The organism is Hydrogenophaga sp., assembly GCF_035481345.1.
GTDB lineage: Bacteria > Pseudomonadota > Gammaproteobacteria > Burkholderiales > Burkholderiaceae_C > Hydrogenophaga.
The window spans coordinates 12,060-34,933 of sequence record NZ_DATIGV010000180.1 but is presented as its reverse complement, the minus strand read 5'-3'; the positions used below and the strand labels follow the sequence as shown (position 1 = coordinate 34,933).

At 68.9% G+C, this 22,874-nt stretch carries 14 protein-coding genes; 9 read left to right on the top strand and 5 right to left on the bottom strand.

The genetic code is table 11. The annotated features are described in order from the left end of the window. The first annotated feature begins 149 nt into the window (after positions 1-149). From VLG41_RS18640 to VLG41_RS18625, 4 genes are read left to right on the top strand one after another with little or no spacing between them, the layout of a single operon-like run. On the top strand, positions 150-2,117 hold the full coding sequence (locus tag VLG41_RS18640; RefSeq protein ID WP_325350887.1) for a DNA topoisomerase IV subunit B: 1,968 nt from the start codon (positions 150-152) through the stop codon (positions 2,115-2,117). Beyond that, positions 2,117-4,462 (top strand): DNA topoisomerase IV subunit A, encoded by a 2,346-nt coding sequence (parC, locus tag VLG41_RS18635; protein WP_325350886.1) that lies wholly within the window; start codon positions 2,117-2,119, stop codon positions 4,460-4,462. Before VLG41_RS18640 ends, parC begins: the two co-directional genes overlap by 1 nt. A 36-nt stretch (positions 4,463-4,498) precedes the next feature. After that, on the top strand, positions 4,499-5,629 hold the full coding sequence (locus VLG41_RS18630; protein WP_325350885.1) for a DNA glycosylase AlkZ-like family protein: 1,131 nt from the start codon (positions 4,499-4,501) through the stop codon (positions 5,627-5,629). A gap of 2 nt (positions 5,630-5,631) precedes the next feature. Further along, positions 5,632-5,811 (top strand): hypothetical protein, encoded by a 180-nt coding sequence (locus VLG41_RS18625; protein WP_325350884.1) that lies wholly within the window; start codon positions 5,632-5,634, stop codon positions 5,809-5,811. Here the strand turns inward: VLG41_RS18625 and VLG41_RS18620 are convergent, their stop codons facing one another. Genes VLG41_RS18620 through VLG41_RS18605 form a run of 4 tightly spaced genes read right to left on the bottom strand, consistent with a single transcriptional unit; the run spans position 5,812 to position 13,360 of the window. Beyond that, positions 5,812-6,282, bottom strand: a complete 471-nt coding sequence (locus tag VLG41_RS18620) for a RidA family protein (RefSeq protein WP_325350883.1) — start codon at positions 6,280-6,282, stop codon at positions 5,812-5,814. A 54-nt stretch (positions 6,283-6,336) separates the two neighbouring features. Beyond that, positions 6,337-7,305 carry a transglutaminase family protein gene (locus VLG41_RS18615; protein WP_325350882.1) on the bottom strand — a complete coding sequence of 323 codons (969 nt, stop codon included), beginning with the start codon at positions 7,303-7,305 and terminating at the stop codon, positions 6,337-6,339. Between the two features lie 6 nt (positions 7,306-7,311). Continuing rightward, a complete protein-coding gene (locus VLG41_RS18610; protein ID WP_325350881.1) occupies positions 7,312-9,909 on the bottom strand; it encodes a circularly permuted type 2 ATP-grasp protein in 2,598 nt (865 codons plus the stop codon). Between the two features lie 46 nt (positions 9,910-9,955). Next, the gene (locus tag VLG41_RS18605; RefSeq protein ID WP_325350880.1) at positions 9,956-13,360 is read right to left on the bottom strand and encodes a transglutaminase family protein; all 3,405 of its coding nucleotides are present in this window, start codon (positions 13,358-13,360) and stop codon (positions 9,956-9,958) included. Between the two features lie 105 nt (positions 13,361-13,465). Here VLG41_RS18605 and VLG41_RS18600 point away from each other — a divergent pair, with 105 nt between their 5' ends. The 5 genes from VLG41_RS18600 (at position 13,466) to VLG41_RS18580 (ending at position 21,024) form a co-directional block, all read left to right on the top strand. Next, entirely contained in the window at positions 13,466-15,859 is a 2,394-nt protein-coding gene (locus VLG41_RS18600) for a DNA internalization-related competence protein ComEC/Rec2 (RefSeq protein ID WP_325350879.1), read from the top strand. A 402-nt stretch (positions 15,860-16,261) separates the two neighbouring features. After that, on the top strand, positions 16,262-18,019 hold the full coding sequence (locus tag VLG41_RS18595) for a hypothetical protein (protein WP_325350878.1): 1,758 nt from the start codon (positions 16,262-16,264) through the stop codon (positions 18,017-18,019). Positions 18,020-18,038: 19 nt separating this feature from the next. Continuing rightward, the gene (locus VLG41_RS18590; protein WP_325350877.1) at positions 18,039-18,500 is read left to right on the top strand and encodes a type III secretion system chaperone; all 462 of its coding nucleotides are present in this window, start codon (positions 18,039-18,041) and stop codon (positions 18,498-18,500) included. A gap of 110 nt (positions 18,501-18,610) precedes the next feature. Next, a complete protein-coding gene (locus VLG41_RS18585) occupies positions 18,611-20,050 on the top strand; it encodes a circularly permuted type 2 ATP-grasp protein (RefSeq protein ID WP_325350876.1) in 1,440 nt (479 codons plus the stop codon). 14 nt (positions 20,051-20,064) lie between these two features. After that, positions 20,065-21,024, top strand: coding sequence for an alpha-E domain-containing protein (locus tag VLG41_RS18580; protein ID WP_325350875.1), 960 nt, complete (start codon positions 20,065-20,067; stop codon positions 21,022-21,024). Between the two features lie 25 nt (positions 21,025-21,049). Here the strand turns inward: VLG41_RS18580 and VLG41_RS18575 are convergent, their stop codons facing one another. After that, on the bottom strand, positions 21,050-22,843 hold the full coding sequence (locus tag VLG41_RS18575; protein WP_325350874.1) for a hypothetical protein: 1,794 nt from the start codon (positions 22,841-22,843) through the stop codon (positions 21,050-21,052). Positions 22,844-22,874 lie beyond the last annotated feature (31 nt).

Genomic DNA, 22,874 nt, shown 5'->3' with positions numbered 1-22,874 from the left:
AGGGGCTGTCGTGAGGCAATGGACCGAATGGAACGACCGGCGGGTCGCGGCCCATTCGGTAACCCACGCCGCCTGCTGTTTCCGAGTCATTGGGATGGGCTGGTATTTCATCCAGTGGTTTTCGCCATCCGCGCCTACAATCCGCGCCCATGGCAAGCACCCCCTCCACCTATTCGGAAGGCTCCATCCGCGTCCTCAAGGGGCTGGAGCCGGTCAAGCAGCGGCCGGGCATGTACACCCGCACCGACAACCCGCTGCACATCATTCAGGAAGTGCTGGACAACGCGGCCGACGAGGCGCTCGCGGGGTTCGGCAAGAAGATCAAGGTCACGCTGCACACCGATGGCTCGGTCAGCGTGGAAGACGAAGGCCGGGGCATTCCCTTCGGCCTGCACCCCGAGGAAAAGGCCCCGGTGGTCGAGCTGGTGTTCACGCGCCTGCACGCGGGCGGCAAGTTCGACAAGGGCAAGGGCGGCGCGTACAGCTTCTCGGGCGGCCTGCACGGCGTGGGCGTGAGCGTCACCAACGCGCTGTCCAAACGCCTGGAGGTGATCAGCTACCGCGAGGGCCAGGCCGCGCGCCTGGTCTTCTCCGGTGGTGACGTGATCGAGCCGCTGGCCGTGGCCCCACGCGGCGAGGGCGATCGCAAGCAGGGCACCACGGTGCGCGCCTGGCCCGACGCGAAGTACTTCGAGTCCTCGGCGCTGCCGATGAACGAGCTCGTCCACCTGCTGCGCAGCAAGGCCGTGCTGATGCCCGGCGTGACCATGCAGCTCGTGGTCGCGAAGACGAAGGAAACCCAGACCTGGCAGTACAAGGGAGGCCTGCGCGACTACCTGCAGCAGACGCTCACCGCCGACCCGGTGATCCCCATGTTCGAGGGCGAGGGCTTCGCCGAGGCCGGCCACGACAGCTTCGCCGAGGGCGAGGGCGCGTCCTGGTGCGTGGCCTTCACCGAAGACGGCGCACCGGTGCGCGAGAGCTACGTCAACCTCATCCCGACCAGCGCGGGCGGCACGCACGACAGCGGCCTGCGCGATGGCCTGTTCCAGGCGGTCAAGAGCTTCATCGACCTGCACGCGCTGCTGCCCAAGGGCGTGAAGCTGCTGCCCGAGGACGTGTTCGCGCGCGCCAGCTACGTGCTCAGCGCCAAGGTGCTCGACCCGCAGTTCCAGGGCCAGATCAAGGAGCGCCTGAACTCGCGCGACGCGGTGCGCCTGGTGTCGAGCTATGTGCGCCCTTCGCTGGAACTCTGGCTCAACCAGCACGTGGACTACGGCAAGAAGCTCGCCGAGCTGGCCATCAAGGCCGCGCAGACGCGCCAGCGCGCGGGCCAGAAGGTGGAAAAGCGCAAGGGCAGCGGCGTGGCCGTGCTGCCGGGCAAGCTCACCGACTGCGAAAGCCGCGAGCTGAGCCACAACGAGATCTTCCTGGTCGAGGGCGACTCGGCCGGCGGCAGCGCCAAGATGGGCCGTGACAAGGAATGCCAGGCCATCCTGCCGCTGCGCGGCAAGGTGCTCAACACCTGGGAGGTCGAGCGCGACCGCCTGTTCGCCAACAACGAGATCCACGACATCGCGGTGGCCATCGGCGTGGACCCGCACGGCCCCAACGACACGCCGGACCTGAGTGGCCTGCGCTACGGCAAGGTCTGCATCCTGTCCGACGCCGACGTGGACGGCTCGCACATCCAGGTGCTGCTGCTCACGCTGTTCTTCCGGCACTTTCCCAAGCTCATCGAGGCGGGCAACGTCTACGTGGCGCGTCCGCCGCTGTTTCGCGTGGACATCCCCGCGCGCGGCAAGAAGCCGGCGGCCAAGGCCTACGCGCTCGACGAGGGCGAACTGCACGCCATCCTCGACAAGGCGTCCAAGGAAGGCGTGCCGGCCGACAAGTGCCAGGTGAGCCGCTTCAAGGGCCTGGGCGAGATGAGCGCCGAGCAGTTGTGGGACACCACGCTCAACCCCGACACGCGCCGCCTCATGCCCGTGCTGCTGGGCGCGCACGACTTCGCCGCCACCGAGGCCCGCATCACCCAGCTGATGGGCAAGGGCGAGGCCGCGGCGCGGCGTGAACTCATGGAACTCCACGGTGACGCCGTGGAGGTGGATATCTGATGGCTGATGTGAACAACCCCGAACTGCCGCTGGCACCGCCGGCCGAACCCGACGATTCGCTCGCGGCCTACGCCCAGCGCGCCTACCTCGAATACGCGCTCTCGGTCGTCAAGGGCCGCGCGCTGCCCGACGTCTGCGACGGCCAGAAGCCCGTGCAGCGGCGCATCCTCTACAGCATGGAGCGCATGGGCCTGGGCTTCAGCGGCAACACGGCCGCGCGTCCGGTCAAGAGCGCCCGCGTGGTGGGTGACGTGCTGGGCCGCTTCCACCCACACGGCGACCAGGCCGCCTACGATGCGTTGGTGCGCATGGCGCAGGACTTCGCGCAGCGCTACCCGCTCATCGACGGCCAGGGCAACTTCGGCTCGCGCGACGGCGACGGTGCCGCGGCCATGCGCTACACCGAGGCGCGGCTGGCGAAGATCAGCGGCCTGCTGCTCGACGAGATCGACGAGGGCACGGTGGACTTCGTGCCCAACTACGACGGCTCCACCACCGAGCCCCGGCAGTTGCCCGCGCGCCTGCCCTTCAACCTGCTCAACGGCGCCAGCGGAATCGCCGTGGGTCTGGCCACCGAGGTGCCCAGCCACAACCTGCGCGAGGTGGCCGAGGCCTGCGTGGCGCTGATCAAGAGCCCCAAGCTGAGCGACGAGGAACTCGCCGCGCTCATCCCCGGCCCCGACTACCCGGGCGGCGGCCAGATCATCAGCCCGGCCGGCGACATCGCCGACGCCTACCGCACAGGCCGCGGCAGCCTGAAGGTGCGTGCGCGCTGGAAGATCGAGGACCTGGCGCGCGGCCAGTGGCAGATGGTGGTGACCGAGCTGCCCCCGGGCACCAGTTCGCAGAAGGTGCTCGAGGAGATCGAGGAGCTCACCAACCCCAAGGTCAAGGCCGGCAAGAAGGCGCTCACGCAGGACCAGAACCAGCTCAAGGCCAGCATCCTCGCGGTGCTCGACGGCGTGCGCGACGAGTCGAGCAAGGACGCGCCGGTGCGCCTGGTGTTCGAGCCCAAGAGCAGCCGCATCGAGCAGCAGGAACTCATCACGCAACTGCTGGCGCACACCAGCCTGGAGACGTCCGCGCCGATCAACCTCACGGTGATCGGGCTCGATGGCCGGCCGGTGCAGAAGTCGCTGCGGCAGATGCTGGTGGAGTGGATCGAGTTCCGCCAGACCACGATCACGCGGCGTTCGCAGCACCGCCTGGACAAGGTGCTGGACCGCATCCACATCCTCGAAGGCCGGCAGCTCGTGCTGCTCAACATCGACGAGGTGATCCGCATCATCCGCCACAGCGACGAGCCCAAGGCCGCGCTGATCGAGCGCTTCCATCTCAGCGACCGCCAGGCCGAGGACATCCTAGAGATCCGCCTGCGCCAGTTGGCGCGGCTGGAGGCGATCAAGATCGAGCAGGAACTGAAGAACCTGCGCGAGGAGCAGGCCAAGCTGGAAGACATCCTCGCCAATCCCGCGAGCCTCAAGCGCCTGATGGTCAGGGAGATCGAGGCCGACACCAAGGCCTTCGCGGACGAGCGCCGCACGCTGATCCAGGCCGAGAAGAAGGCCGTGGCCGAGATCAAGGTGGTCGACGAGCCGGTGACGGTGGTGGTGTCCAGCAAGGGCTGGGTGCGTGCGCGCACCGGCCACGGCCACGAGGCCTCGGCCTTCGCCTTCAAGGCCGGCGACGGCCTGTACGGCACCTTCGAGTGCCGCACGGTGGACACGCTGATCGTCATCGGCAGCAACGGGCGCGTGTACTCGGTGTCGGTGGCCAGCCTGCCCGGCGCGCGTGGCGACGGCCAGCCCGTCACCACGCTGATCGACCTGGAAAGCGGCACGCAGCCGCTGCACTACTTCGCGGGCCCGGCCAACGCGGCGCTGCTGCTGTCCAGCAGCGGCGGCTATGGCTTCATCGCCACGGTGGAGTCCATGATTTCACGCCAGCGCGGCGGCAAGACCTTCCTCAGCCTGGGCGAAGGCGAAACGCCTTGCGCGCCTTCGCACGCGGCGTTTTCCTCCGGCACCTTGCCGCTGGCACCGGCCACGCACGTGTGCTGTGCGTCCACGGGCGGTCGTATCCTCACCTTCGAGATCGCCGAGCTCAAGCAGATGGACAAGGGCGGTCGCGGACTGATGCTGATCGACCTGGAGCCCAAGGACACGCTGGCCGGCGCGGCGGCCTACACGCGCAGCGTGAGGATCGAGGGCATCGGCCGCGGCGGCAAGGAGCGCGACGAGACGCTGGAGATCCGCAGCCTGAACAACGCCCGCGCCGCGCGCGGGCGCAAGGGCAAGGCGGCGGACCTGGGCTTCAAGCCGTCGCGCATCACGCGGGTCGAATAGGCCGCGCGGCCCCACCGGCACCGCTCACCGCATCCGATGGCCCCACCGCTCACCCTCGACGCGCTGCGCCGCCACGCCATCGCGCGCAGCCTGTTCAAGCCGGTGACGCTGCCAGCCGCGGTGCGCCGCCTGGGCTTCGTGCAGGCCGACCCGATGCGCGCCCCGGCGCGCGCGCAGGACCTGATCCTGTTCCAGCGCGTGCAGGGCTACCGTGCCGGCGACCTGGAGCGCCGCTACGAGCGCCTGGGGCTGGAGGAAGACGCCTTCGTCAACTACGGCTTCGTGCCGCGCGACATGCTGGCCCTGCTGCACCCGCGCACGCCGCGCCAGGCCTGGGACGAGGACACCACGCAACGCGCGCGGGCCGTGCTGGACTTCGTGCGCGAGCGTGGCCTGGCGCACCCGCGCGAGGTGGGCGAAGCCTTCGCCCACCACGGCCGCGTGGCCGGCTACTGGGGTGGCGACCTGAACGCCAGCACGCGCCTGCTGGACCACATGCACTACCACGGCTGGCTGCGCGTGCGCCGTCGCGAAGCCGGCACGCGCGTGTACGAGGCCATGAGCCACGCCGAGCAGGACGACAGCCCCACCGCGCGGCTGGCACGCGCCCAGGCGCTGGTGGACGCCATCGTGGCCTTGTACGCGCCCTTGCCGGCGCCCAGCCTGGGCTACCTCGTCACGCTGCTGCGCTACGGCGCCCCGCACCTGGCGGTGGAGGCGCGGGCGGTGGTGCAGGCCGCCAAGCAACGGTATGGCCACGCGGTGGTGGACGGCACCACCTGGTTCTGGCCGGCGGACGAGAACCCCGCCTCGCGCCGCCACCGGCCGCACGAGGGCGTGCGCCTGCTGGCGCCCTTCGACCCCGTGGCCTGGGACCGGCGCCGCTTCGAGATGCTGTGGGGATGGGCCTACCGCTTCGAGGCTTACGTGCCCGCGCCACGCCGCACCATGGGCCACTACGCGCTGCCTTTGCTCTGGGGCGAGCAGATGCTGGGCTGGGCCAATTTGCGACTGGAGCGCGGACGGCTGGTGCGCGACCTGGGCTTCGTCTCGGGACGCGCCCCGCGCGATGCGGCCTTCGGGCGAGCGCTCGACGAAGAGCTGGCGCGCTTCGAGGAATTTCTGTCGGGTTATGGGCGCGCCGCGGGCGGGTCCGGGGAGCGATGAGAATGGAATCTGGCGACATCACCGGTGTGGTGATCGCGGTCGCGGTGGGGGTGCTGGCGTTCGCCGTCTCCCGCTACGCCACCCGGTACTTCGCCCAGCGGCGCGCGCAACGGGAGACGGCGAAGAAAGCAGCCGGCCAGAGCCGGCAGGTGCGGCGCGCGAATGCGCGCCGCCAGCGCTGATCAGGCCTTCAACTCGGCGATCAGCTCGATCTCCACACACGCCCCCATCGGCAGTTGCGCCACGCCGAAGGCGCTGCGCGCATGCTGGCCGGCGTCGCCGAAGACCTCGCCCAGCAGCTCGCTGCAGCCGTTGGTGACGAGGTGCTGTTCGGTGTAGGTGGGCGTGCTGTTGACCAGGCTCAGCACCTTCACGATGCGCTTGACGTCGTCGAGCGTCTTGCCCGACGCCTGGCAGGCGGCCTGCAGCGTGCCCATGAGGGCGATGGCGATGCTGCGCGCGGCTTCCTTGCCCTCGTCGGTTTCCATGGTCAGGCCGAGTTGCCCGACCCAGGCCTTGCCGTCCTTGCGCGCGATGTTGCCGCTGATGAAGATGAGTTGGCCGGTCTGCACGTAGGGCACGTAGGCAGCGGCCGGCGTGGCCACGGGGGGCAGGGTGATGCCCAGTTGTTTGAGTTTCGCGAGTGCGCTCATCGGTCGCTCCAGGTGAATGGCCAAAAGGAGCGGGCCATTCTATCGAGCGCTCATCTATCGGCCGCGGCTGGGCGGTGGTTCGGTGACGGGGTGGAGCTCGCGGCCTTCCAGCTCGTCGGGTGGTGCCACGGTCACGGCCACGTCCAGCGTGTGCTGGGCGCCGCCCTGGATGACGCCGCGCATGGGCGAGACGTCGCTGAAGTCGCGCCCGATGGCCAGCGTCACGTAGTCTTCGCCCGGGCTGCCCCGGCCGCAGCGGTTGTTGGTGGGGTCGAAGTCGAACCACTCGCCCTCGGTGCCGCCTTCACCGGGCACGTAGACGGCGGCCCAGGCGTGCGAGGCATCGGCGCCGATGAGGCGGGGTTGGCCGGGCGGCGGCTGAGTGAGCAGGTAGCCGCTGACGTACCGGGCGGGCAGGCCCAGGCTGCGCAGGCAGCCGACCATGATGTGCGCGAAGTCCTGGCAGACACCTTTGCCCTGGGCGAGCGCCTCCAGCGGCGGCGTGCTGACCTCGGTGCTGTCGGTTTCGTACTGCAGTTCGCTGTGGATGTGCTCCATGAGGGCGCGCACGGCCCGCAGCACCGGCAGGCCCGGCGCGAAGACGGGGCGCGCCCAGGTGAGGAAGGCCTCGTCGCGCGGCACCAGAGGCGAGGCGAAGAGGAACTCGGCCGCGGGGTCGTAGGGGGCGTTGACGCGGTAGCGGAAGTGCTCGCGTGCGCGCTCCCAGTCCAGGGCGTGCCAGTGGCCGCTTTCGGGCAGGGCACCCGGGGCGGTGGTGGCGACGGTGCTGTCGGCCAGCACGCTCAGGCTGTCGTGCGGCGCCTGCTGGGCGAAGAAGGTGCGCAGGTTGCCGAAGGCATCGGTGCTCTGGTGCCGCGCGGCGGGTTCGGGATCGATCTCCAGCCGGTGCGATAGCACCCGCTGCAGCGCGGTGGCGCGCGGGCTCAGGTGCAGCATGTGCTGCGCCATGTCCACCGCGCTCTGGTAGCGGTAGGTGGTGCGGTGCAGGACGCGCAGCTTCATGGCGGTTCAGATGGACAGGGTCTGGCTGCGCCGGTCGGCGTGGCTGAAGTGCAGGCGCGTGATCTCGTCGGAGAGGTCGATGGCGGCGGTTTCGCAGTCCTCCAGCAACTGGGCGAGCGCGCTCCACACGCGGCGGCCATCGGGCCCGCGCTGCCAGTTGCTCAGCTCGGCCAGTTGCCAGGTGGCCGGGTCGGGCAGATCGTGCGCCAACTCGGCGTCCTGCGGCGCCACGCTCTGGCCCAGTCGGGCCAGGCGTGCGCGCAAGGTTTGCACCACCCAGGCCAGGGAGCGCGGGTTGTCGCGGTCGAGCACCAGCAGGTCGATCAGGGCCACCATGTCGCGGCGCTGCTGGTACTGGGCGTGGAAGGTGATGGTGCTGTCGAACAGGGCCACCATGGCCTCGAAGCCCCCGGGCTCGTGCAGGCTGCCCGTTTCCAGGCCCAGGGCCAGGGCGCGCGACAGGGTGGCCAGGCGCTCGATGTGGCGGCCGATGGACAGCAGGCGCCAGCCGTCGTCGCGCACCATGCGGTCGGTCTGCGAGCCGGTGATGGCGGCGAGCTGCTGGCTCGCTTCCTGCAGCAGCAGCTGTGCCTCGCCGGTGGTGAAGTCGCCGTCACGGAGCAGGCGCGCGGCGCTGTTGGCAAAGCCGGCCTGCGCGCGCTCGATGAGGTTCCAGTGTTCGCGCGAGAGCCGCTCGCGCACCTGCGCGGCCGCACTGGCGATGGCGCGCAGGTTGAAGCCGGCGCTGAACGAGCTGGCGGCGGCCGGGTCCTGCGGGTGGGGCGCCAGGTTGGCCATGAGGCTGCGCGCGAACACGCGCGGGGACTGCTGGGCGTCGGGCACGTCGGCCAGCACCAGCGCGTTCTCGCGCGAGACCTCGGTAAGCCAGGTCAGCAGGGCCCGGGTGCCAGGCTCCTCGCCCTCCAGCTCGTCGAGCACGATCTCGGCCAGGCGCACGCTGTTCTCGGCGCGCTCGGTGTAGCGTCCCAGCCAGAACAGGTTCTCGGCCGCGCGGCTGGTCACCGGCTGCTTCTGCTGGGCGATGGCGAAGGAGCTGGGCTGGCTTTGCAGCAGGCTGGTGTGATCGACCGCGCCTTCGGTCAGCACCCAGCAGTCGGCGCTGCTGCCGCCGCGCTGCATGGCCGCCACCAGTTGGCCGCGCGGCGCCAGGCGCACCAGGCCACCGGGCAGCACGCGCCAGGAACCGGCGCCGTCGGCCAGGGCGAACACGCGCAGCATGGCCGAGCGCGGCATCAGCCGGTCGCCCGTCCAGGTGGGCGTCTGCGACAGCGGCAGCCAGGACTGCACGGTGTATTGCTCGGGCTGGCGCACCAGGCGGCCGGTCCATTCGTCCAGCGCGCGCGCGCCCAGGCCCTGGCCGATCACGGTTTCGGGCCCGCCACTCGCGCGGTGGGGATAGGTGGCCTTGATCACCCCGTCCTTCAGCAGCGGCAGCACACTGCGCAGCGCGGCGTCCTCGCCGCACCACCAGGTGGCCAGCGAGGGCAGGGCCAGCGGTTCGCCCAGCAGGTGTTCGCTGATGGCGGGCAGAAAACCGAGCAGCGCGCTCGATTCGAGCGGGGCCGAGCCCGGTGCGTTGGCCAGCAGCAGGTTGCCGGCGCGCAGCACCTGCAAGAGGCCGGGCACACCCAGTGTGGAGTCGGTGCGCAGCTCCAGCGGGTCGAGCCACTGGTCGTCCACGCGCTTGATGAGGGCGTGCACGGGCTCCAGCCCGGCCAGGGTCTTGAGGAACAGGCGCTCGTCGCGCACGGTGAGGTCGTTGCCCTCCACCAGCGTGAGGCCCAGGTAGCGCGCCAGGTAGGCGTGTTCGAAGTAGGTTTCGTTGTAGGGGCCAGGCGTGAGCAGCGCGATGCGCGCGTTCTCGCCCTCGGGCGCCATGGCCTTGATGCCGTTCATGAGCGCGCGGTAGCTCGCGGCCAGGCGCTGCACCTTCATGCCGGCGAAGGCCTTGGGGAACTGGCGGCTGATGGCGATGCGGTTCTCGAGCAGGTAGCCCAGGCCGGACGGCGCCTGGGTGCGCTGGCCCACCACCCACCAGCGGCCATCGGGGCCGTGGGCGAGGTCGAAGCCGACGATGTGCAGCCAGGTGCCGCCGCGCGGCTGCATGCCCTGCATGGCGCGCAGGTAGCCCGGGTGGCCTTGCACCAGCGCGGCCGGCAGCAGGGCGCGCTTGAGCAGCTCGCGCGGGCCGTAGAGGTCGGCCATCATGGCGTTGAGCAGGCGCGCGCGCTGCAGCACGCCGGCCTCGATCTGCGCCCAGTCCTGTGGCGCCAGGATCATGGGGAAGAGGTCGAGCGCCCATGGCCGCTGCAGGCCGCTCTCGTCGGCGTAGACGTTGTAGGTGACGCCGTTGTCGCGGATCTGGCGCTGCAGCGCCTCGGCGCGGCGGTTCAGGTCGGCCAGGCCTTCGGTGCCGGTGTGGTCGAAGAAGTCGCCCCAGGTGGGGGCCAGGCCGTGGGGTCCTTCGCCCTGCAGTTCGTCGAGGTGGCCGGTATCGGCCGGCACGGCCAGGGACATCGCCCACTCGCCCGGGTGCTCGGGCTGAAGGGGGTCGAAAAGGGAATCGTGAGGATCGGCATTCACGGCGCGCAGTATGCCCTCGCGCCGGCGCCGGGTCCCGCTTCCAGGCTCAGGTCCTCAGGTCGAGCGTGCACGGGAATTCACGGTTCACCACGGCGGGCGACACGCGCAGTCGCCCGGGCGTGTGGCCCATCTGGAAGAAGCGCGACAGGCGCCGGCTTTCGGCCTCGTAGGCGTTGACGGGGAAGCTGTCGTAGTTGCGCCCGCCGGGGTGGCTGACGTGGTACTGGCCGCCGCCCAGGGAGCGTTCCATCCAGGTGTCGACGATGTCGAAGCTGAGCGGCGCGTGCACGCCGATGGTGGGGTGCAGCGCCGAGGGCGGCGCCCAGGCCTTGTAGCGCACGCCGGCCACGTACTCGCCGGCGGTGCCGGTGTTGTGCAGGGGCAGGGCGCGGCCGTTGCAGGTGATGACGTGGCGGCGGTCGGTCCAGCCGCGCACGCGCACCTCCAGGCGCTCGAGCGAGGAGTCGACGTAGCGCACGGTGCCGCCGGCCGCGCCTTCCTCGCCCATCACGTGCCAGGGTTCCAGCGCGCCGCGCAAGGTGAGCTCGATGCCGCGCGCGGCGATTTCGCCGATGAGGGGGAAGCGGAACTCGAGGTGCGGCTCGAACCAGGCCATGTCGAAGGCGTAGCCGCTGTCGCGCAGCTCGGTCAGCACGTCCTCGAAGTCCAGGCGCAGGTAGGTGGGCAGCAGCCAGCGGTCGTGCAGTTCGGTGCCCCAGCGCGCCAGCGGGGCGCGGTAGGGCTGTTGCCAGAAGCGCGCCACCAGGGCGCGCAACAGCAGTTGCTGGGCCACGCTCATGCGCGCGTGCGGCGGCATCTCGAAGGCGCGCAACTCCAGCAGGCCCAGGCGGCCGGTCGGGCCGTCGGGCGAGTAGAGCTTGTCGATGCAGAACTCGCTGCGGTGCGTGTTGCCGGTGACGTCGATCAGGATGTTGCGCAGCGCGCGGTCGACCAGCCAGGGTGGCATGTGTTCGCCGTGCACCTGGCGCGCCTGCTCGATCTGCGCCAGCGCAACCTCCAGTTCGTGCAACTGGTCGTTGCGCGCCTCGTCCACGCGCGGGGCCTGGCTGGTGGGGCCGATGAACAGGCCGCTGAACAGGTAGCTCAGCGAGGGGTGGTTGTGCCAGAACGCCAGCAGGCTGCCCAGCAGCTCGGGCTTGCGCAGGAAGGGCGAGTCGGCCGGCGTGGCGCCGCCCAGCACGAAGTGGTTGCCGCCGCCGGTGCCGGTGTGGCGGCCATCGGTCATGAACTTCTCGGCGCACAGGCGCGTCTGGTGCGCGGCCTCGTAGAGGAATTCGGTGTGCTCCACCAGTTCGTTCCAGTTGTGCGCGGGGTGGATGTTGACCTCGATCACGCCCGGGTCGGGGGTGACCTGCAGCATCTTGAGGCGCACATCGCGCGGCGGCGGGTAGCCTTCCAGCACCACCTTCACGCCCAGGCGCTCGGCCGTGGCCTCCACGGCGGCGAGCAGGTCGAGGTAGTCCTCCAGCCGTTCCATGGGCGGCATGAAGACATAGAGGTGCTGGCCCTTGCCACCCTTGTCTTTCTCCGCCTTGGGGCCGTTGGCGCGCTGCGGGTCGCGCGCTTCCACGCACAGCGCGGTGCGCGTGAGCCAGCCGGCCGATTCGTCGCGCTGGGGGAAGCGCGAAGACAGGCCGTGCGCTGCCGCGCCGCCGCTGGCGGGCCAGCCGCGTGCGGGCCGGGTGCTGCTGGCGTGGGGGGCGACCTGGGCGCGCAGCGGGGTGGCGCGCGGCAGCGCCGGACGCGGGGCGAAGGGGTCCTGTTCGATGTGCTGCGGCCGATCGCCCGCGCTGGCCCAGGGCAGCGAATCCAGCGGCAGCCGGTAGCCCATGGGCGAATCGCCGGGGATGAGGTACATGCGCTCGTCGCGGAAGAACCAGGGGCCGGTGGACCACACGGTGCCGCCGAGAGCCGGGCTGCCGGCATTGGCCTGCAGCGGCAGCACGTAGCCCACCACGCTGGACAGGCCCTGCTCGAACACGCGGCGCAGGCGGGCGCGTTCCAGCTCGTCGTCGAGGCGGCTGTTGAACGGGTCCACGTTCACGGGCAGTCGGCGCTCGCGCCACAGGTAGTACCAGGTGTCCTCGTGACCTGGGGTGATGTACTGCGTGGACAGGCCCAGGCGGCGCGCCAGTGCCTGCACGAAGCGGCGCGCGTCGTCGGCGGTGTAGTGGGCCTCCTCGCGCTCGTCGGCCAAGAGTTCGGGCTTGTGCCAGCAGGGTTCGCCGTCGGCGCGCCAGAACGCCGACAGCGCCCAGCGCGGCAACTGCTCGCCCGGGTACCACTTGCCCTGGCCCATGTGCACGAAACCGCCCTGGCCGTATTGCTCGCGCAGGCGGCCCAGCAGCTCAGTGGCGTAGCCGCGCTTGGTCGGGCCCAGAGCGTCGGTGTTCCATTCGGCCGCGTCGCGGTCGCTGGTGGCCACGTAGGTGGGCTCGCCGCCCTGGGTGAGTCGCACGTCGTGCTTGACCAGATCGGCGTCCACCTGGTCGCCCAGGGCGAGCACGGCGGCCCATTGCTCGTCGGTGTAGGGCCGGGTCACGCGCGGCGATTCGTGCACGCGCGTGACGGACATGTGGTGTTCGAACGCCACTTCGCTCTCGTCCACGCCGCCTTCCACCGGAGCGGCGCTGCCGGGCTGCGGGGTGCAGGCCAGCGGGATGTGGCCTTCGCCCGCGAGCAGGCCGGAGGTCGGGTCCAGGCCGATCCAGCCCGCGCCGGGCAGGAACACCTCGCACCAGGCGTGCAGGTCGGTGAAGTCGCGCTCGGGGCCGCTGGGGCCGTCCACCGACTTCACGTCGGGCGCGAGCTGGATGAGGTACCCCGAGACGAAGCGCGCGGCCAGCCCCAGGTGACGCAGCAACTGCACCAGCAGCCAGCCGCTGTCGCGGCAGGAGCCGCGCTGGAGCTGCAGCGTCTGCTCTGGCGTCTGCACGCCGGGCTCCATGCGGATGGTGTAGGCGATGTCGCGCTGCAAGCGCTGGTTGATGTCGACCAGGAAGTCGACGGTGCGGCGCTGGGCGCGGTCGACGCCGTCGAGGTAGGCGGTGAGAAGCGGGGTGAGCGGCTCGGTGGCCAGATACGGTGCCAGTTCGCGCTTTTGCGCCTCGGCATACTCGAACGGGAACTGCTCGGCCTGCGGCTCGAGGAAGAAGTCGAAGGGGTTGTGCACCGCCATCTCGACCACCAGGTCGATGGTGATCTTGAATTCGGTGGTGGGCTCGGGAAACACCAGGCGGGCCTGGTAGTTGGCGAACGGGTCCTGCTGCCAGTTGATGAAGTGGGTGGCCGGTTCGACGCGCTGCGAATACGAGAGCACCTTGGTGCGGCTGTGCGGCGCGGGGCGCAGGCGGACGACCTGAGGGCCCAGGCGCACCAGGCGGTCGTACCGGTAGTGGGTGATGTGGCTCAGGGCAACGTGGATGGCCATGCGACGGGCTTTCAGGGAGGGGATATGACGCGGGACCTGGCGGGCGCTTTCACGCGGCTGTGGACCATGCTAGCAAGTCCTGCGCCATCGGGCGATGACGATTGTGTGCCGGAGACACCGCGCGCCTGGCGCGGCGGCTGGGCGCTGGCGGGCGTGGTGCTGGGCACCGCCACGCAACTGCAGCAGAGTGGCCTGTGGGCGTGGTGGGGGTATGTGGCCGTCGCTTTGGGCGGCCTGTGGGTGCTGGCGTGGCGGCGGCGGTTGGCCTGGTTGTTCGCGGGCGCGGCCCTGGCGTTTGGCGGCACGGGCTTGCGCGCGGTCGCGCTGGCCGACGAGGGCCTGGCGCCCGCGTTGGAAGGCCGCGACATCGCCGTGATCGGGCGCGTCTCGTCCCTGCCGGTGATGGGCACGCAGGGCGAGCGCTTCGAATTCCTGGTCGAACGCGCCCGCCTGGACGGCGAGCCCGTGCGCCTGCCGCCGCGCCTGTTGCTGGGCTGGTACGGCGGCCCCCAGCGCGACGGTGACCGGCCCGGTGGCTGGACCGTGGCCCACCGCAGCCCGGGCCTGGTGGCCGGCGAGCGCTGGGCGTTCGAGGTGCGGCTCAAGCGCGCGCACGGCAGCCTCAACCCGCATGGGTTCGACCGCGAGCGCTGGCTGTGGGAGCGCGGCATCCTGGCCACCGGCTACGTGCGCGCCGGCCCGCGGGACCCGGCGCCCGAACGGCTGGGGCAGAGCGGGCGCCACCCGGTGGACCTGGCGCGCCAGCGCGTGGCCGAGGCCATGGCCGAGCGCCTGGGCGACAGCCGCGCGGCGGGCGTGCTCGCGGCGCTCGCGGTGGGCGAGCAATCGGCCATCGAGCGCGAGGACTGGGCGCTGTTCCGCGACACCGGGGTGGCCCACCTGATGGCGATCAGCGGCCTGCACGTGACGCTCTTTGCCTGGCTCGCCACAGCGCTCATCGCCTGGGGCTGGCGCCGCGCCACGCCGCGCTGGCCGGCCCTGGCCCTGCGCTGGCCTCGGCCCGTGGTGGCGGGCTGGGGCGGCGTGGCCTGCGCCGCTGCCTACGCGATGTTTTCAGGCTGGGGTGTGCCCTCGCAGCGCACGGTGCTGATGCTGGCCGTGGTGGTGGGGCTGCGCCTGTCGGTGCGGCGCTGGCCCTGGCCGGCGGTGTGGCTGCTGGTCATGGCGGCGGTGCTGGTGCTGGACCCATGGGCCATGCTGTCGGCCGGCTTCTGGCTGAGCTTCGTGGCGGTGGGCATCCTGTTCGCGGCCGATCCGGCGCGCGCCGTCGCCGCGGGCGGCCTGGCCTCGCGCGGCGCTGAGGCCTTCAGGCGCCTGCTGCGCGAACAGTCGCTCATGACGGTGGCGCTCGCGCCGCTCACGCTGCTGCTGTTCGGCCAGGTGTCGGTGGTGGGGCTGATCGCCAACCTCATCGCCATTCCCTGGGTCACGCTGGTGATCACGCCGCTGGCCCTGCTCGGGGTGCTGGCGCCGCCGCTGTGGACGGTGGCGGCCTGGGCGGTGGAGGCGCTGGCGCCGCTGCTGCAATGGCTGGCCGCCTGGCCCGGCGCGGTGCTGCAGCGGCCGGTGCCGCCGCTGCCGCTGGCGCTGATTGCCGTGGCGGGTGGCGTGTTGCTGGCCCTGCGCCTGCCCGCTGTCGCGCGCGCGGCCGGGGCCCTGCTGGTGCTGCCGGTGTTGCTCTGGTCACCGCCGCGTCCGCCTGAGGGCGAGTTCGAGGTGATGGCGCTCGACGTGGGGCAGGGCGGCGCCGTGCTCGTGCGCACCGCGCGCCACGCGCTGCTCTACGACACCGGCCCGCGCTGGAATCCCGAGGCGGATGCGGGTGATCGCATCGTGCTGCCCTTGCTGCGCGCCCTGGGCGAGCGGCCCGACACCGTGGTGGTGAGCCACCGCGACAGCGACCACTCGGGCGGCGCCGAGGCCGTGCGCGCGGCGTTCCCCGATGCGCGCTGGCTGTCGTCCTACGACGAGGACCCGGCGCGCCACTGCCAGGCTGGTCAGCGCTGGACCTGGGACGGGGTGGACTTCGAGGTGCTGCACCCCGGACCACGGGAATGGGCCGATCGCGGCCTGTCCACCAATGCCATGTCCTGCGTGCTGCGCATCGCCAGCCGGCAGGGCGCCAGCGCCTGGCTCACGGGCGACATCCCCGCTGCGCAGGAGGTGAGACTGGCGCTGTCGCGGCCGAACGAGCGCGCCACGCTGCTGATGGCGCCGCACCACGGCAGCGCCAGTTCGTCGAGCCCGGTGCTGCTCAACTCCCTGCGGCCGCGCTGGGTGATCGTGCAGTCGGGCTACCGCAACCGCTTCGGGCACCCAGCGCGGGTGGTGGTGGAGCGGTACGAGGAGAAGGGGATCGACTGGGTGGCGTCGCCGGGGTGTGGGGCGGCGACGTGGAGAAGCGAGGTTCCCGACAACCTGTGGTGTGAACGCGGCGGACGGCGGCGGTACTGGCACTACGGGGCCGAGGAGCGATGAGCAGGCCATACGCCGGACGGTCTACGTCTGTTGTCGGCTGCGGTCGTTCCATGGGCCGATGAGTCGGTTTCACGGAACCGCTTATGGAGGTTCGGCACCCATGGCGCATCTCCCGCCCTTCCTTAGCGACTTCGTCATGTCTGTCAAAAACTCCAACTCCGCGAAGTGGAATGTTTCCCCGCAGTCCAAGTTCACCATCCGAACCCCAACGGGGACCGGTCATTCCGAGAGTGCGGAGACGGCGCCGAGCGTTGAGGTTCAGGACCATGCATCGGTGACCAACTCCCCGCGGGTCGCCATGCTCGGTCGCCAGCGCAGTCCGGTGAAGACGGCCCTGAAGTGGGTGAAAACGCACGTAGGTGGCAAAACAAAAAAATTGATGGAGACTGCCGTTCAGAAAAAATGGGCATCTACCTGCCGGCGTTCAAACGGCATATGCCAAGCATGCATGCCCTGCGGGCCAAAGCCCGGGAGTTGGACGAACGGGTGAACGCAGACACCTTCCGTGATCGCATGTCGCCGCACTACGCGGAGTTGATCAGGCTCCACGAAGCGCTGTCCATGTTGTCAAAAGCCTCAAGCCTCACCGACAAGGTGGCGCTTCCCGGGCAGCGCATAGACCCGGCGTCGCTGCACAACTTCATCCACCGCCTCGATGGAGAGTTGGCGGCGGTACAGAACGCCCTGTATGCGCAGAAGCGGGCGTTGGGCAAGACTTTGCCCAACTTCACGATAGACCGGGCTTGGCTTCGCGCGGTGGGTCGGCGCCTGAAAACCCAACAGGAACGCCTTCAGGACATCCGGCAGCAAACGTATGCGGTGCTGAATGGACGAGGCCTGTCCACGGCGGAGACACAACTGTATGTGGATGCCGGTATTCCCATCACGCCGCAGACGCGCGATGTGGCGTACACCGCTGGCGACTTCAAGAAGAGATCGGTGGGTTCGCTAGGCAAGGGCGCCATGCACTCGGTGGAACGCGTGGAAGTTGAGGCGAACCCGGGCAGCAATGACGGGACGCTGGTGCCCAAGGTATTCAAAGCGGAACCCAAGATGGTGCAGTTGCCCGAGGCGGCCAATGTGACTCAGATCAAGAATCCCATCTTGTCGTGTCGCGCGGTCGCGACTTCCAAGGTGAACGATGGGCTGCGGCTGAAGTTGATCCCCCAGACGGTTTTCGGGCTTCTTGATGATCGCTTGGGAGTGGTTATGGACTTTGTTCCCCCGACTGGTCACCTGCAGCGCCAAGGGCGCGTCGAGCTGCCGGTTTCGGAGGACGTGAAGGTCTGGGCCGAGCAAAACCACAGGGATCTGCAGCGCTTCGCCAAGAACAATGGCTTCGACGGTGCGGAGGTGATCAACCAGACCATCGTGTTCTCACGCCAGAAGGAAAGCCTGGTATACGACGACGAGGGCTACGCGAAGAGCGTCAACGGCGTGCCCCTCAAGGAGACCGCGCCGGCCGATATCCAGTGCTCGCCCGATGTCTTGCTGCGGTCATCGCCGACCATCGCCCAACTGGCCGCCGCCAGTTGTTTCAATTTCCTTGTCAACTCCAGCGATGCCCACCTGGGCAACTGCGCCGTCGGGCCGAACGGCGTGCAGTACTTCGACAACGACATCAGCTTCGGCCGCCATTCGCCCGATCTCGACGGGGGGCTTGGCGGGGGCGTGGACGCGGTTCACCTGACCCACTTGCCCGAGGTGATCCCGACCAGTCTGCATGACGGGGTTATGGCCATGACACCAGACAAGCTGAAAGAGCAGCTCACGGGCCTCCTCGAGACCGATGAGATCGAGGCTACGTGCGTTCGATTCGCGGCCCTGAAGTGGTACTGCGCGTACTGTGCTGAATTTGGCAAGGTGCTTGCTGACAATGACCCTGCCTGGGGGCAAGCGGATGTGCAGCGCGAACTTGGCCTCGACCGGATCATTGCCGCCAGGGGCGACCTGGACCGCTTGGAGGAATTGGGTCCCGACCTGGCGCGCCGCAACGTGCCTGCGCGTTACCTGCTCAACCTGTGTGTCACGGAGGCGCGTACGCAGGCGTATGTGCGTGGCGATCGTCCTCTGGACCCCGATCAGGCGGTCACATTCGATCCCGTCGCCTTGCACGCCGATCTGGTTCAACTGAGTTCGCCAGCAACCGTGTCCGTCTGAACCCGCAAGTACTCTGCGCATGAGCCGCCGGCTGCCGCCTCAACTTGCCGCCCAGCTCATCGCACTGGGTCAGCGCTATGGCCTCGATCAACTGGGCCTGGACGACGACGGTGAGGTGGTCCTGAGCTTCGACGATGGCATCGAGATCGGCCTGGCCTGTTTCGGTCCGCTTTCCGACTTGCGCCTGTATTGCGATGTCGGCGCGCTGCCAGCTCGACCGGAACCCCAACTGCTCATTGAACTACTGCAATTCAACCGCGTCGACGCCGATCCCGATGGGGCCGTGATCGGGCTGACCGACGACGATCCGCCGCGGATGCTGGCGGCGCAACGGGTGGACTGGCGTGGCCTGACCGTGACGGACTTCGTGGCCACGGCCGAAGCCTTCGTGGATCTGGTCGAGGACCTCCATGCGCTGTGCCGCGAAAGCGCCAGCGCAGCCCCCGGCCTACTGCCAGGCACGATGAACCTCCGGGGTTGAGCTGGCGGTCGCGGGGGATCGCTGCCGGGTCGCTTGAGCGTTTCGAAACGGCATTGCGGGTTTCCCCTGGCCCGCTCCTTGCTATGCTCCTTCGGCAGGAGATCAGCACCATGAGCCGACCCATGTTCGACGAAATGCACGCCTCAACCGGGGACGTGAGGGAGCACTACCGGCACTACGCCCGCTGGCTCGCGGAGCAGCCCGACGACGCCATGGCCGCCCAGCGAGAAGAGGCGGAAATGATCTTCCGCCGCGTCGGCATCACCTTTGCCGTCTATGGCGCCAAGGACGAGGAGGGCGCCGGCACCGAGCGGCTCATCCCCTTCGACCTGATCCCGCGCATCATCCCCGCGCACGAGTGGCGCAGCATGGAAGAAGGCCTGGTGCAGCGCGTGACCGCGCTCAACCGCTTCATCCACGACGTCTACCACGAGCAGGAGATCATCAAGGCCGGCGTCATCCCGGCCGACCAGATCTTCCAGAACGCGCAGTTCCGCTCCGAGATGATGGGCGTGGACGTGCCGCACCAGATCTACTCGCACATCGCCGGCATCGACATCGTGCGCGCCCCCAACGCCGACGGCGAAGGCGAGTACTACGTGCTGGAAGACAACCTGCGCGTGCCCAGCGGCGTGAGCTACATGCTCGAAGACCGCAAGATGATGATGCGCCTGTTCCCCGAGCTTTTCGGCGAGAACCGTGTGGCGCCCGTGGCGCACTACCCCGACCTGCTGCTGGAAACCCTGCGCGCCGTGAGCCCCGCCACCACGGCCGAGCCCACCGTGGTGGTGCTCACGCCCGGCATGTACAACAGCGCCTACTTCGAGCACGCCTTCCTCGCGCAGCAGATGGGCGTGGAACTCGTGGAGGGCCAGGACCTGTTCGTCAAGGACAACTTCGTCTACATGCGCACCACGCGCGGCCCCAAGCGGGTAGACGTGATCTACCGCCGCGTGGACGACGACTTCCTTGACCCGCTGGTGTTCCGGCCCACGTCCACACTGGGCTGTGCCGGGCTGCTGGGCGTGTACCGCAGCGGCAATGTCAGCATCTGCAACGGCATCGGCACCGGCGTGGCGGACGACAAGTCCATCTACCCCTACGTGCCCAAGATGATCGAGTTCTACCTCGGCCAGAAACCCATCCTGAGCAACGTGCCCACCTTCATGGGGCGCAACCCGGAAGACCTCAAGTACATGCTCGCCCACATGCACGAGCTGGTGGTGAAAGAGGTGCATGGCGCGGGGGGTTACGGCATGCTGGTCGGGCCCTCGTCCACCAAGGCCGAGATCGAGGAATTCCGCCAGGCCGTGATCGCCAAGCCCGACGGCTACATCGCGCAGCCCACGCTGTCGCTGTCCACCTGCCCCACCTACGTCAAGAGCGGCGTCGCGCCGCGCCACATCGACCTGCGGCCTTTCGTGCTCTCGGGCAAGGAGGTGCAGATGGTGCCGGGTGGCCTTACGCGCGTGGCGCTCAAGGAAGGCTCGCTGGTGGTCAACTCGTCGCAGGGCGGCGGCACCAAGGACACCTGGGTGCTGGAAGACTGACACAGGAGACAAGCATGCTGTCGCGCACCGCCGATCACCTCTTCTGGATGTCCCGCTACACCGAGCGCGCGGAGAACACCGCCCGCATGCTCGACGTCAACTACCAGACCTCGCTGTTGCCGCAGTCGGCCGCCGTCGCGCAGGTGGGCTGGGAAGGCCTGCTCACCATCAGCGAGCTGCTGCCCGCCTACCGCGCCAAGTACGGCCAGGCCATCACGCCGCGCAACGTGCTCGACTTCATGGTGCGCGACGAGAACAACCCGTCCAGCATCGTCTCCTGCCTCAAGGCCGCTCGCGAGAACGCACGCGCCGTGCGTGGCGCGCTCACCACCGAGCTGTGGGAGATGCAGAACCAGACCTGGCTGGAGCTCAACCGCGCCCTGCAGGGCAAGGCCTTCGAACGCGACCCGGGGCAGTTCTTCGAATGGGTGAAGTTCCGCTCGCACCTCTCGCGCGGCGTGGCCATCGGCACCATGCTGCAGGACGAAGCCTTCCACTTCTACCGTATGGGCACCTTCCTGGAGCGCTCCGACAACACCGCGCGCCTGCTCGACGTGAAATTCCACGCCGTGCACAGCGACTTCTTCGGCGCCGCGAGCGAGCTCGATCAGGAGTACGACTTCTACCACTGGAGTGCGATCCTGCGCAGCGTGAGCGGCTTCGAGGTCTACCGCAAGGTCTACCGCGACGTCATCACGCCCGAGCGCGTGGCCGAGTTGCTCATCCTGCGCGCCGACATGCCGCGCAGCCTGGCGGCCAGCCTCAACGAGGTGGTGAGCAACCTGAGCGTGGTGGCCAACGACCACAGCGGCGAGACCCTGCGCCGCGCGGGCAAGCTCAAGGCCGAGCTGCAGTACGGCCGCATCGACGAGATCCTGGCCACCGGCCTGCATGCCTACCTCACGCAGTTCCTGGACCGCGTGAACGAGCTGGGCTGGCGGATCAGCCAGGATTTTCTGGTGCCGGCGGGGTGAGGTATCGCGCGCCAGCGCTTGCGCATCACTGAGGTATCGGGAACAGCTCGCGCACGGCGTTGCGGATCGCAGGGTCTTGGCGACTGGGGTCGATATCCGGGACCTCGTATGCCGGTGGGTTGTCCGGGTTGACGCGACGGGCGCTCTCCGCACCTGCCTCACCCAGCAGACCCAGCAAGACTTGGCCCATGGCCAGCAGGCGGCTGCCGGCAAGGCTGCGCGGGTCTGCGTCCACTCCGCCGCCGGCGATGCACAGTTCCGACCCCATGGCCTTTAGCGTCTCCATGAGCCGAAGCGCGAACGGGGTGGACAGTGCTTTCAGGCAGCTTTCCAGTTGGGCTTCATTCATGGCTTTGAACACGGGCCCGTAGGTCGCGAACTCGAAGTTGCGCGTGTCGTCGCCGCCCGTATGGTTCAGGTCCTGCAGCATATCGCTGCGCCCATGCGCGCGCGTCACCAACTGCTCCAGTTGCGCCAGGGTTTGCAGCGCTTTCTCCGTCTGCTCGGGCACCAGGAGGCCGATGGCGCCCGGCAAGGACTCGCCAATCTTGCGCGTGCTGTTGTCCTGGAGCGTCTTCATCGTGCGCGCGATCTGTTCCTTCCCGTCGGGCACGGGCAGAACGTCCAGTGTCTTGAGGAGCGCAGGCAGCTCGTGGTCCTTGAGTGGCTTCAGGCTGGGTTCGTTGATCGTCAGCTGGGTCAGACGCTCCCGCAGGGCGTCCAGCTTCTTGCCTGTGTCGGGCGCCACAGGGACGTCGAAGGCAGCGGCATGCTTCTGCAATGCCTTCCATTGCGTGCTCACATCAATGAGGTGTCGCAGGGTATCGGCGGACACGGGAGCTGCCTCTTTGGGCAATGTGTCATTCGAAGCTGCGACTGCCTTGTTGAAGTCATCCAGCGTGGCTTGCCCGCGATGCACGGCAACATCTTCCACGAGCAGTTCCAAGGCGTCGGTGTCCTGGACAGAGAGGTGCGCGTTCTCGCAGGGTTGCAGCTCGGCCAGGCTTTCGCTGGTCAAGGCCGCGAGCAAGGTCTTGAGGTCACCGGCCGACACTTCGCCGCTCATGAGCAGGTTGTTGATGACCTTGCGTATCACGGCCTGGGCCAGCAGGGTTTCGTCCTTGTTTTTCGCCTCGAGGCTCAGGCCGTACCGCGCCATGATGGATTTGGTGATGCCTCCCAGGCTGGCAAAGGTATCCGCGGCCAACGTGGGATTCTGCTGGGCTTCCTGAATGGCCTGCATGAGGCGCGGCAGGAGTTCGGTCTGGCCGGCGGAGAACACGCGACGTTCAGCTTCGCGGCACAGCTTGGTGTGCAGTAGGTCCAGCTGCGAGCGTGCGCCGAGGTCTTCAGTCGTGGCACGCAACACGGTCAGGTTGGTTCGCAGGGTCTTGAGTTCCTTGTCCGTGAGCCGGGTCAAGTGGATTTCGAAGCGTTGTGCCAGGAGATCCGAAAGCTTGACCCCACGCCTTGTCACGGGTTCGGCGGTGTTCTTGATGCGTTCGAACGCATTTACCAGTGCTCCCGGGCCCGCGGGCAAACGGTCATGAATGACAGCGCCCAGCAAGGCGCCAACCTCGCGACTGGTGCGCTTCAAGCTATCCCGGTACTCGACATCGGTGCGTCTCCCTTCGGGGGCCAGGGCATTGAAGACTCGGTTCGCCAGCTTGTACAGGCAATCGCGCGCCCGCTCGACCGGTGTGCGCCTGTCATGAGGCGGGAGTGATCGTGCAGGCTGCTTTCCGTGTCCCTTACCGATAGGACTGTCGAAGAAGGCGTGATTGATCGGCAGCGGCAGATGGGCGCCAAGGTGATTCATGTGTGTCCTTTACGTCGCTGGGTTGCAGGTA